Annotated in this window: 10 protein-coding genes; 1 reads left to right on the top strand and 9 read right to left on the bottom strand. The window is 23.5% G+C overall.

Translation table 11 applies throughout. The features are described 5' to 3' along the window. Positions 1-232: 232 nt before the first annotated feature. From OC701_RS01035 to mscL, 9 genes are all read right to left on the bottom strand, one after another. On the bottom strand, positions 233-610 hold the full coding sequence (locus OC701_RS01035) for a PP-loop family protein (RefSeq protein ID WP_304514259.1): 378 nt from the start codon (positions 608-610) through the stop codon (positions 233-235). A gap of 5 nt (positions 611-615) precedes the next feature. Next, complete coding sequence (gene aspS, locus OC701_RS01040; RefSeq protein WP_304514260.1) at positions 616-2,358, bottom strand: aspartate--tRNA ligase; 1,743 nt, start codon at positions 2,356-2,358, stop codon at positions 616-618. Between the two features lie 5 nt (positions 2,359-2,363). Next, a complete protein-coding gene (gene hisS / locus OC701_RS01045; RefSeq protein ID WP_304514261.1) occupies positions 2,364-3,650 on the bottom strand; it encodes a histidine--tRNA ligase in 1,287 nt (428 codons plus the stop codon). A gap of 121 nt (positions 3,651-3,771) precedes the next feature. Beyond that, positions 3,772-4,917, bottom strand: a complete 1,146-nt coding sequence (mnmA, locus tag OC701_RS01050) for a tRNA 2-thiouridine(34) synthase MnmA (RefSeq protein WP_304514262.1) — start codon at positions 4,915-4,917, stop codon at positions 3,772-3,774. A 4-nt stretch (positions 4,918-4,921) separates the two neighbouring features. Beyond that, positions 4,922-6,757, bottom strand: coding sequence for a nitrilase-related carbon-nitrogen hydrolase (locus tag OC701_RS01055; RefSeq protein ID WP_304514263.1), 1,836 nt, complete (start codon positions 6,755-6,757; stop codon positions 4,922-4,924). 61 nt (positions 6,758-6,818) lie between these two features. Then, positions 6,819-7,556 (bottom strand): YitT family protein, encoded by a 738-nt coding sequence (locus tag OC701_RS01060; RefSeq protein ID WP_304514264.1) that lies wholly within the window; start codon positions 7,554-7,556, stop codon positions 6,819-6,821. A gap of 54 nt (positions 7,557-7,610) precedes the next feature. Beyond that, positions 7,611-8,705, bottom strand: a complete 1,095-nt coding sequence (prfB, locus tag OC701_RS01065; RefSeq protein ID WP_304514265.1) for a peptide chain release factor 2 — start codon at positions 8,703-8,705, stop codon at positions 7,611-7,613. Between the two features lie 39 nt (positions 8,706-8,744). Beyond that, complete coding sequence (secA, locus tag OC701_RS01070; protein ID WP_478219241.1) at positions 8,745-11,270, bottom strand: preprotein translocase subunit SecA; 2,526 nt, start codon at positions 11,268-11,270, stop codon at positions 8,745-8,747. Positions 11,271-11,620: 350 nt separating this feature from the next. After that, positions 11,621-12,049 carry a large conductance mechanosensitive channel protein MscL gene (mscL, locus tag OC701_RS01075; protein ID WP_304514266.1) on the bottom strand — a complete coding sequence of 143 codons (429 nt, stop codon included), beginning with the start codon at positions 12,047-12,049 and terminating at the stop codon, positions 11,621-11,623. A 465-nt stretch (positions 12,050-12,514) separates the two neighbouring features. On the opposite strand from mscL, the gene OC701_RS01080 reads away from it, so the two are divergent. Beyond that, complete coding sequence (locus OC701_RS01080) at positions 12,515-12,754, top strand: hypothetical protein (RefSeq protein ID WP_304514267.1); 240 nt, start codon at positions 12,515-12,517, stop codon at positions 12,752-12,754. Positions 12,755-13,353: the final 599 nt, after the last annotated feature.

A 13,353-nucleotide genomic window follows, 5' to 3' on the forward strand; every position in this document is an offset into this window, starting at 1 on the left:
ATTAAATAACAACTTACCGAGTATAGGTTTATTACTACGACGCTTTTTAACCGCTTAGGGATTCGCACCTTCTCCTTGACTTCTGGTCTGGCAATAACTTTTTGGTTAGTTGTTTCGCCTCATCTTGCTTTCGTGCTTTTGCTGTTATTAATTACTCTTTCGAGATAATTAATCAAGCCCACTTTTCAGTGTTTACGTGACCTTTAGGAATCATCCGTTCCCAAATAATTTGTTAAATTACAGAATTATATGTTTCTTTCGCGCCCTCATTTAAATGATGAGCTGTAACAATATAACGAGTTTGATATTGAACAGCTATTTTTTTCAAATATAATTTTCGAGTTAAACTAGCTTGATTTTGAAAATTTTTATTTTCCAAACTTAATTCAAAATAATAAAAAGGTATTTTACGTAATTGGCAATATTCATTTAATAAAAGTTTATCCTGATAAGATCGTTCTCGCTTTAAATGATTAAAATGAACTACAATTACTTGAAACTTTTTAGAATATAAATAATCTAATAAGGCCATAGAATCCACGCCGCCACTAACCGAAATAATATATTTATATTTTCTTTTTAATGTAATAGCTAATGGTAATACAAACATAAATTTCAATTTTCTTCCTTAGATAAAAATGATAAACTTAAAATATTTAATTGTTTTTGAGTTACAGCAGCAGGAGTCTGTAACATCAAATCTTGCGCTGTTTGAGTTTTAGGAAAAGCAATAACATCTTTAATATTATCTGTATCAGTCAATAACATAACAATTCGATCTAAACCTAAAGCAACACCGCCATGAGGAGGCGTACCATATCGCAAAGCTTCTAAAAAAAAACCAAATTGTTTATGCATTTCTACTTCAGAAAAACCTAATTTATGAAATATTTTTTTTTGGCAATCATATTGATAATTTCTTAAAGAACCGCCACCAATCTCATAACCATTCCAAACTAAATCATATGCACATGCTTTTGCCTCATGAAGATTTTGGTCCAAAGTTCGATAATCTTCTGGTTTAGTAAAAGGATGGTGCATAGCTTTATATTTATTTTCTATATTATCGAAAATTAGTAAAGGAAAATCTATGATCCACAATAAAGATAATTTTTTAGGATCAATCAAATGTAAATCTTTCGCTAATTTATTTCTTAAAAAACCTAAAGATTCATAAGCGTTATAAGATTTTCCCATAGATAAATCAAATACAAAAAAACAATATTCATTATTTTTTAAAAAATTTAATTCTTTATTTAAAGCCTTAACAAAATTACCTTTAATTTTATCATTAATTTTAATCAAATAATACAAATCTAATTGATATTGATTTTTAATCCAACTACAATATTGTAAAATTGTGTTTTTATTTAATACTGATTTTTCCGATAACATAAATCTAATACCTAAAATATTAAATTTATTAATAATTTCTGATGATATTGATGATAAATTAAAAAAATTCGTCAAATTTTCTATACATAAATCAAATCTTAAATCAGGTTTATCAGAACCATATTTTTTCATAGCTTGATCATAAGTTAATTTTAAAAAAGGCTTCTCTATTTCATAATTTTTAAAATTTTTAACCAAAGAAATCATAATCTTTTCTACTAAATTCATAATTTCTTCTTGAGACCAAAATGAAATTTCTATATCAACTTGAGTAAATTCCGGCTGACGATCTGATCGCAAATCTTCATCACGAAAACAACGCGCTATTTGAAAGTATTTTTCAAATCCAGCAATCATATATAATTGTTTAAATAATTGTGGAGATTGAGGTAAAGCGTAAAAAGATTTAGGATACAAACGCGAAGGAACTAAATAATCCAAAGCTCCTTCAGGTGTAGATTTCGCTAATATAGGAGTTTCTAACTCAAAAAACCCCCTAGAAATTAGAGTTTGACGTATATTTTGAGTAATATAATGTCTTTGTAATAAATATTTTTTTTGTTTTTCTTTTCTTAAATCCAAATAACGATATTTTAATCTGTGACTTTCATTACTAGTATTTTTATCTTCCACTAATAAAGGCAAAGATTGCGCTTCTGATAAAATATACAATCGGTTTATAATGATTTCGACATTACCAGTTTTTAAATTAGGATTTTTATTAATCCTTTCGGCTACTAAACCTTTAACTTCGACAACAGTTTCTATTGATATTTTAGAGATTTCAGAATATTGTTGATGGTTTTGTTCTACAACTAATTGTATTAATCCTGAAAAATCTCTCAACATTAAAAACATTTTATTTTTTAAATTGCGTTTACGAGCAATCCAACCTTTTAAAAATACTTGTTCACCTTGATTTTTTAAATTAATTTCATTATTATTATAACTATATTTGCTCATTATGATTATAAAGTTAACTCCTTTTTAAAAAAAGCAATAATATTATTTAAATTAACATTATAAATTATTTTTGTAGTAGTATTTTTAACTGTTAAAAAATTATCTTTCAATTCTTTAGCGCCTATAAAAATAAGATAATTAGGTTTTAATTTTAAAGCTTTTTTAATACATTTAGTTAAATTAATTCTATCGTTAGTATTATAAATAATTTCAGCATTAATATTATTTTGACGTAATTTTTGAATTAATCTAAAAGCTTCGTAATTCACTGAATAATCCACCGACAAAGCACATACATCTAATAGTTTGAAATTAATATTTTTCCAAAAATTATTATACTGCAAAGCCAGCATTAATCGTTCTATGCCGAAAGCAAACCCTATAGCTTTAATCATTTGTTTGTTTCCGAAATGATAAATTAAATCATTATAATTACCACCACCACCTAAAATTAATTCAAAAGGTTCTTTATTAGGAATCGGCAGTACAATTTCAAAAACTATATCCGTATAATAATCTAAACCTCTAACTAAAGTAGGATCCACAGAAAAATTAATATCTTCTTTTTTTAATAATGATAAAAATATTTCAAATTGATGTTTAAGAGATGAATCTAAAAAATTTAAAATTAATGGAGCTTGTTTTAAAAAGATTTTGTTTTGACAAATTTTACAATCAAAAATCCTTAAAATATTAAATTGCTTACGTTTTAAACATAAAGAACATAAATCTGATGAAAAATTTTGTAAATAATCAGAAAAACTTTTAATAAATTTTTTACGTGTTTGTGTATTACCCAAATGATTAATTTTAATTTGTGCTTGAGATAAATTAAAAAAATCTAAAATTTCCTTAACTAAACACAAAATTTCTAATTCTGAAAAATCATGATAATAACCTAACATTTCAATACCTATTTGATGAAATTGACGATATCGACCATATTGAGGTCTTTCATATCTAAAAAAAGGACCACAATAATAAAATTTATAAATATTATCAAAATTATAAAGTTTATTTTCTAAATAACTGCGAACGATACCAGCTGTCCCTTCCGGCCTTAATACAATATGTCGGCCTTTTTTATCTAAAAATTGATAAGTTTCTTTTTTCACCATCTCAGATTGAGGTGTAGCATGATAAAAAATATCTCGATACTCTAAAATAGGGGTACGTATTTCTTGGAAATGATACTTCTCAATAATTTTTTTTAAATTTTTTTCTATAAATTGTAAATGTAACATTTCTTCTTGAAAAAAATCTTTAGTACCTTTAATTTTCTTAATATTCATAACTAATTTTAATATTCCTTTGAAACCGTAATTATATACAAAAAAACTAAATCAAATTATTATAAGTTATTTTTTTTATATTTCGAACCATATAATAATGATTTTAATTATCAATTATTATTTACACGTATTGGCGTTTTTTATTTTTATAATAAACTTCTTTAATCATACCTGCACCTAAACAAATATCTTTATAATAAAAAGCACATACTTGGCCTGGAACTACTGATTTATTTTTTTTGAAAAAAATCCTTAATTTTTGATGATTAATCCAATAAACTTGTACTTTTTGTTCGGGTTGTCGATAACGAAATTTTGATTTTAAAACCATAATATTCGGATATTTAAAATATTCATAATTTCTCCAAATAACATTAATAATTAATGCAGAATCACTATATAAATAGATACTTTCAGAATTTTGATCCACATAAAGAGTATTAGTAGATAAATCCTTGCCTACTACAAACCAAGGAGATGAATTATAAGATGTATTTCCTAAATTTAAACCTTTACGTTGGCCGATAGTATAATAATAAACTCCTAAATGTCTTTTAGATAAAATATTACCATTTATATCTTTAATTAAACCTTTATTAATTGGTAAATAATTTTGTAAAAAAGCTGAAAAATTTCTTTCTCCAATAAAACAAATCCCAGTCGAATCTTTTTTATGAGCTGTAACTAAATTTTCTTGATAAGCTATTTTTCTTACTTGTGTTTTAGTTAAGTCACCTATAGGGAATAAAATTTTAGTTAATTGATGTTGTTTTAATTGAGATAAAAAATAACTTTGATCTTTATTTTGATCTTTAGCTTTTTTTAAAATTTGAGTTTTATTAATGCATTGAAGACGCGCATAATGACCCATAGCAATAAAATCTGGTTTAAAATAACGATTTACATAATCGGAAAAAATAGCAAATTTAATATAATTATTACATAAAACATCAGGATTTGGAGTTAAATTTTGATTAAAAAGTTCTAAAACATAAGAAAAAACTTGATCCCAATATTCTTGAGAAAAATCAACAAAATGACACTTAATATTTAACTGTTCAGCGATTTTTTGAGCATCTTGAAAATCCTTTATTTGAGGACAAATAGATTTTTGAAGAAAAGGATTTCCTTTAATATCGTAATTTAAACCACTATCCCAGTTACGCATAAAAACACCTTCAACTTCGTATCCCTCTTTTTTTAAAAGAAAAGCAGATACACTGCTATCAACACCACCAGATAAACCAATAATAACTTTTTTCTTCATAATACTATTTTTTATTTTTATCGGACATTAAAGTTAAAAATTTGACATTAAATTTAGATATAAAACGGGGTTCTGCTCGTTCTAACAAACTATTTTCAAAAATTTTGGGACCCGAAGATATATAATAATTTCTTTTATTTTGACTTTGATAAAAACTTTTCAAAGTGTGATAAGTTAAATCTAAACTATCTTTTGTATTGATATCAAATGTTTTTTCAAATAAAAAAGCGATTTTTTCTAAAGTTAAACTATATTTTAAATAATAATATAAAATAAAATCTTTTTGGATAATATTATCATCATTAGATTTCAAAATAGCTTTTTTTTGATAAAAAGATTTTAAATCAGGAAATCTCGAAAATATTTCTTTATTTAAATGAAAAAAAACTAATTCTATTATTAAAGTATCTGATAATCCGATATTTAGATTAAAATTTACATCAAAATTATATAAACTTTTTGTAAATCTTCCTAAACTAATATCAGATAAATTATGAGTTTCTAAAAAAATATTAATCTCTTTATAATTAATAAAATTCCAATTATGATTAACTATATTAATATTTTTATTATCATCCAATAACTTATCATAATGCGGTAATAAAGATGAATATTTGCGGTAATTATTGATACCTATTTTTCTTAAAAAATCTTGTATCAAATCAAGAAAAAAAATATCTGAATCATCTATAAAAATATTTAAATCATTAAAGTTTTTATTATTTAATTTAAAACTTTGAATCACTACCAACAAATTTATTAAATCATTTAAATTAGGACTTATAGATAAAAAAATTTTGCTATTAGGATAAGAAGACAATTTATTGCACAAAAATAAACATTGCAAATGGTTAGATAAGGTTAAATGATCATTTAATTCAGATTCACTTATAAAAGGTTTAGTGCTCCATTTTTTTTCAAAAATAAAATCTTTATCTTCGTTTAAGTCAAAATAAGATTTTGCAATTATTATTTTTTTAGATTCTAATATTTGATCTGAATAAGTAGTATCTATTAAACGTTGATGTTTAATAAAATCTACACAAATATCTATAATTAAACTTGTTCCTGAATCAAAAATATCTTTTTCTCCTATTAAATTTCCTAAAATAGCAGCTATTTTATGGTTGGAAAAAACAACATCATTAGACATTTCGCTTTTCATACCATTACTAACGTAAAAATAACCTCCAATTTGTTTACGAGAATGATTAATAACTGCCATACGACGTAGTTGTGCTTTTCCCAAATGTTCTGTAGAAGCAGATAAATTAAAAATTAAATGCGCTCCTTTTTTAATTAATAAATCACTAGGTGAGTTAATAGTCCATAAATCTTGACAAATTTCTACTCCAAAACACACATTATATAATTCATTAACAAACAAGATACTACCGAAAGGAATTTTTTGATCTAAAAACATAATTTCGTGAGACTCAGGAATAACATTACCAGAAGTAAACCATCTTTTTTCACGAAATTCTTCATAATTCGGAATAGTATATTTAGGAACAATTCCTAAAATTTTTTTTTGTTGTATAACAATAGCTACGTTGAAAATCATCTCTTGCCAAACCAATGGCATTCCTAAAATATAAATACCTTTGAAAGAATTTTTTTTAATAATATAATTTAAAGATTTTACAATATTATTATTAAAATCATTTTCAAAAAAAAAATCACCAGCTGTATAACTACTTAAACATAATTCCGGGAAAACCACAAAACTAGCTTTACTTCTTGCTAAAACATTTAAAATAATATCATTATTTTCATAAAATTTTCCCAAATTTAAATCAGGGTTGGCTAATTCAATTTTTAAAAATCCATTCTTATACATTTCTTTATTTTAAGTAATCAACCTTTCTAATAAAAAAATTCATATTATTATTTATTTAATACTAATAATTTGAATTCTTATTATTTTCAACTAAATTAAATTTAACTTTTTTATCCATAATCCAACCCATAATATAAATAGATAATAACGATAATAAAATTCTTATTATAATTTCTGAAAACATATTAAAAAAATTTATTTGATCAAAACTTTCCAAAATAGATGATAAAAATATTAAAATACCATCAGTAATAAATAAAGAAATTTTAAAATTCATTCCATAACAATCTTTTAAAACTTGTTGAAAAACATCCATACCTCCCGTAGTAAATCCTAATTGTCTAATATTAGCTTGAGTAAAACCTACTAACAATCCACCTAATATAGATGCAACACATAATCTCCAATATTCATTATTCCATACTAACAAACGATTTAAAAAAACCGTCGAATCACCTAATATATAAGGCAAAAAAGACATTACTATCATTAGAATAATAGCTAAAATAGCGCTTTTTAATATAAATTTTTTACCAAATATTTTATATCCAATGATTATTGCTAAAATATTATAAAAAAACATAAAATAGATCATTATTTTATCTGAAACAAAATAAGGATTATTTGTGAATAAATTACATAAACGCGAACTTGTTAAAGCTAATCCATCAGTCCCACCTACATTCAATTTACTACCTAAAGTAAATACAAACATAGTTATTGCTAAAATAATATCGTTAAAAACAAGTATTAACCATTTATGAAGATTATTATGATAAAATTTTCGATCTCTCTTCATATGTTTTTTGGTATCCTTTTTGAACAAAACATTTTAAATTAAATTAAATTTATATTAATTATTACTCCTTAAAAAAGCGTTAATGAAATCATCTAACTCACCATCCATAATATCAATTATTTGAGAACTTTCATAATTAGTACGATGATCTTTAACTTTTTGATAAGGGTGAAAAATATAACTTCTGATTTGCGAACCCCAACCGATTTCTTTTTGATCTGATTTCAAATTATTTTCTTGTTCTTTTTGTTTTCGCAAAGCTAATTGAAACAATTTAGTTTTTAAAATTTGTAAAGCTTTTTCTTTATTACGAATTTGACTTCTTTCATTTTGACAATTCACTACAATACCACTAGGTAAATGTGTAATACGAACTGCTGAATCAGTAGTATTTACATGTTGACCTCCAGCTCCACTACTACGAAAAACATCTATTCTTAAATCTTGTTCTTGGAGATCAACAGTAATTTCTTCATTAATTTCTGGCAAAACTTCACAAGAAGCAAAAGATGTATGTCTTTTAAAATTAGTATCAAAAGGCGATTTACGAACTAAACGATGTATACCTCTTTCAGATTTAAAATATCCGTAAGCATAAATACCTTTAATTAAACAACTAACAGATTTAATTCCGGCTTCTTCGCCTGTTTGTAAATTTAAAATTTCTAATTGAAAATTTTTTTTTTGAGCATATTTTTTATACATCCTAAAAAGCATTTCACACCAATCTTGAGATTCTAAACCACCAGCACCAGAATGTAACATTAAAATAGCATTATTTTCGTCATAAGTTTTATTTAATAAAACTTCAATTTCTAAACTTTTAATATCTTGTTGTAATTTTTTTAATTCTAAAATTAACCAAGTTAAATTTTGTTGATTATCTATTTCCTCACTTGATGATAATAAAGTTAAAGCTTGATGTTGTTTTTGTAAATTAGTAAAATGATTAATTTTATTTTGTAATTGACTAAATTTTTGAGTAACACTAGCGGCTTCTTGAGGATTATCCCAAAAATTCGGTTTTTCCATTAATAATTTACAAGTTTTAACTTGTTCTAACAAATTCGGGACATCTATTTTATGTTTTAAATTAAATAAAACAGATTTTAAATTATTTAAAATTTGATGAAATTCATATTTTTCCATTATAAAAAGTTATCCCCTCTGGAAATTATATTTTTGTAATTAATCCCAAGGTTTTTTAATATATTTTTTCTTTTTCATTTTAGGTTGATCGTTTGATTGTGTTGGTTCTATAGAATTTAAATCATGAAAAAAATTTAAATCTTCAAAAAAATTTGATTTTAAAACAATTTTGGTAATATCTTGAGAAATATTTTCAATCATACGATTAAAAAATTTTTGACCTTCTTGTTGATAAACGATTAAAGTGTTTTGTTGCCCGTAACTTAAAAAATTAATACTTCTTCTTAATAAATCCATATCGTTCATATGACGTTGAAATTTGATATCAATATTTTTTAACATAATTAATCTAATAATATTGAAATACTGTTGTATATCATGTTTGACAAATCGTTGTTTTTGTAGTTCTAAAATATGACGAGCTTTATTTAAAATAATTGATTCTATTTTAGAATAAGATAAATTTGTTTGATTATGAACTGAAAAATCTAATTCTGTTAAAATGTTTTTAGAAAAAAAATTAATTTCAAAATATTTAATCAATTCTTCTATAATGCTTTTTCGATCTAATTTTTGATATTTTTCCTGTTGCATCGAATGAAAAAAAATTTTGATTTTATCTTTCAAAGTTTTATTTATGATATTACACAAAATATTTTCAATTTTATCAGAAGATAAAATTTCTTTACGTTGTTTGTAAATAATATCTCTTTGTAGTTGTAAAACAGAATCGAATTTTAAAACAAATTTACGATATTCAAAATTAGAAGATTCTATTTTTTTTTGTATGTTTGTAAATAAATTAGTTAAAAAACGAGAAGATACTGAATTATTTTGTTGTTGATTACTATATTGTAACAAATTAACTAATTTACTAATTTTATCAGAACCAAAACGTTGTATTAAATCATCCTCTGCGGAAACAAAAAATTTAGTATAACCAGGATCACCTTGTCTACCAGAACGGCCACGCAATTGATTATCAATTCTTCGCACTTCATGTCTTTCTGTTCCTAAAACAGCTAAACCACCTAATTCTGCGACACCCTCTGCTAAACGAATATCTGTTCCTCTTCCGGCCATATTGGTAGCTATAGTAACAGCTCCTTTTTGACCAGCTTTAGCTATAATTTCAGATTCTTTTAAATGATTTTTAGCATTTAAAATTTCATGAGATATTTTATTTTTTTTTAAATATTTGGAAATTTGTTCTGATACTTCGACACTTACAGTTCCTATTAAAATTGGTTGTTTTTTAGCATGTCTTATTTTAATTTCCTCTATTAAAGCTTTCCATTTTTCTTTTAAAGTTAAAAAAATTAAATCAGGAGCATCTTCGCGAATCATTTTTTTGTTAGTAGGTATTTGAATAACTTTCATATTATATATACTAATAAATTCTTTTTCTTCAGTTTTAGCTGTGCCAGTCATACCAGATATCGATTTATAATTACGAAATAAGTTTTGATATGTAATCATAGCAGATGTCTCGGTTTCTGCTTTAATAATGCAATTTTCTTTTGCCTCTAAAGCTTGATGCAAACCATCACTAAACTGTCGGCCTATTAAAGCACGACCTGTAAATTGATCAATAATCACAATTCGATGATTTTGTATCAAATAATCTTTATCTTTTTCCATAATAAAACGAGCTTTTAAAGCATTTTTTATAAAATGCAATAAAAAAGAATTTTGATTACTATATAAATTATTAATTTTAAAAAATAATTCTGCTTTACGAATTCCTTCTTCAGTTAATTCAATAGTTTTTGATTCTAAATCGATCAAATAATGTTCTGATTTTAAAGATTTAGCAAAACGATCAGCATCTCTATAAAATTGAAGACCGGATTGTGCATTATTAGAAATAATTAAAGGAGTTCTAGCTTCATCAATTAAAATAGAATCAACTTCATCAATAATTACATAGCCGTATTCGCGAGTCATTAAAACATTATTGATATCACTTTCCATATTATCTCTTAAATAATCGAATCCAATTTCGCTATTAGTAGAATATAAAATATCACAATCATAAGCTATTTTTTTTTCTTGAATAGATTTATTTTTAAGATTTAAACCTACACTTAAACCTAAAAAACGAAAAATATCTCCTATAATACCTTCTGCTTCACGACGTGCTAGATATTCATTAACAGTTACAATATGAACGCTATCACCCCCTAAAGCATTTAAATATGCCGGCATAACAGCTGTTAAAGTTTTACCTTCTCCAGTCTTCATTTCTGCAATATTCCCTTTATGTAAAACGATAGCTCCTAATAATTGAACATAATAAGGCGTTATTTTAGCTACTCTAGTAGAAGCTTCGCGCACTAAAGCAAAAGCTTCAACTAAAATATTATCTAAAGACATACCATTTTTTAATTTTTGTTTTAATTTAAGAGTTTCTTTAGGAAAATCTTCATCTTTTAATTGAGACATAATATTGCTTAATTGATCAATTTTATCAGCCACTTTTTTAATTTTATTTAAATATCTTTTGGAAGGATTACGAAATTGTTTAATAAAGCCTAATATTGTTTTTGCATATTTTAATATCATTAGATTACAATCCTTTTTTCGATTCCATAAATTTAATTTAATAAGTTTGTTAAAAAAATATTTAATTAAGAAACAAATTTTTTATAATAATTGTATTTTTATATGAATGCAAATTCCAAATTTATAATTTTAACTACAATTATAAATGACAATTATAAATTTTATCCTATTAATTATATCAAAACTACTACAAAAAATATATTTTAAAATATAATGAATAGTTTTATTTATCCCAAGTATATTAAATATTTAAAGAATAAAAATAAAAGAGTGCTTTTTATTGTAAAAAAGCACTCTCAAAATAAATTACAACAAATTTAAATAATCATATTAATAAAAAAATTTAATTTTTATTTATTTTTATTAATTAAAATGTCTTTAATTTCTTTTAAAATTTTTAATTGTTCATGTTCAATAGAAATTTTATTTTCATTTTGATTTTTTTTATTAAAATATTTAGAATAATATAAAACAATTAAATATAAAATAAATGAAACAGATAAAAAATCAAAAACATTTTGTAAAAAAATTCCATAATTCAAATAAATGTTATTTTTTAATTGCCAATTTAAAGTTTGCAAAGAAGAACCTGTATCACTAAAAAGATAATTAATAGGAGGCATAATTATATCAGTAGCTAAAGAACTAACTACCTTAGTAAATAACTGACCTAATATAAAAGCAACTGCTAATTGAACAATATTACCCTTACTAATAAAATCCTGAAATCCTTTTTTAAATTCTTTAACTTTATTTAAATTTATTTTTTCAGATGACATATATAAACCTCTTTTTTATAAAATTTAATATTTATAATGTTTAGTTATAATATTTTATTTTTTATTTAACAAAAATTCTCATAAATATAATAAAAAAATTTTTAATTTTAACTTTAAATTAGAAAAATTTATATATAGTGAAATATCCGGATATATTTTAAACCAAAAAACTAAATATGTCAAACAATACTGATAAATATAACTATAATTTTCATAAATTTTTACTTATTGTAAATAAAATAAATACAAAATACGTATTAATTTATTTATTTTTTATAAAAACAATTCTTACAATTATAAAATATTTTAATTTAGTAATATAAAGTAAAATATAAATGTTAGTGTAAAAATTAAAAAAAATATAAAATATTTATGAAAATAAGAAATAAATTTTGTTATTAGCATATATTAATAATAAATTTTTTTATTTCAATTTATAAAATGAATAAATTAGGAGATAATATCATGGAAAATCTTGAAATACAATTTACTGGTATCACATTATTTTTTATAATATTTTTATTTATATTAACATTTTTATTATTTTACTTTTTTTATAAATGGGGGTATTTTTGCGGACTTAATGATAAAAGCATTTTTCTTCCTGTAATTGTATCTTTTGTAATTGGATTTGGTGGTGGTATTCTTTTTGTATTCATAGGTTATCAAGCAGGTAGTATCGAAAAGAATAAAAATAAAAAGTAAAATAATATAATATAAACTTTAGAAAAAACCGCACTACCCCCCCCATTCACTACACAACAAAATGAAGAGATTACATCAGTAAAATGGAATAAAAAAATAAAGAAAAGAATTAATAATAAAGACCAATTTTAAAGTTGGTCTTTTTTTGTTTTTTAAACGCAATAAAGAAATCTTACTTTTATCTTTTCTAATTTATTTTGGCAAAGATAATATACGAAAGAAAAGTTTTATTTTTATTTTTTTAAAAAAATAAATTTTTTTAAAATCAAGAAATTATAAAAAATAATGATGAATTAATCAAAATAAAACCAAAAAAATATTATTAAATCATCTTAAATCCCGATCAAAACCTTTTAAGATTCCCGTGTTTTAGATTAAAATACGGATAGATTAATTGTGTTTTATGCAGCGATTTATCTTTGCTGTTTTATTTACAATCAGCCCCCGTCCAAACCGGACAAGCAAGTTTCCAAGCATCCGGCTTTCCATAATTTACTCTCTTTCGAGAACTAATTTCCCCTCGCGGTTGATTAGTTATTTATTCTTATTGTTCTCGTTTTTCTAATATCGTGTATTTGCTGATTAGTTATCTTCCGATG

Source organism: Candidatus Phytoplasma bonamiae (genome assembly GCF_030586845.1).
Classification (GTDB): domain Bacteria; phylum Bacillota_I; class Bacilli_A; order Acholeplasmatales; family Acholeplasmataceae; genus Phytoplasma; species Phytoplasma bonamiae.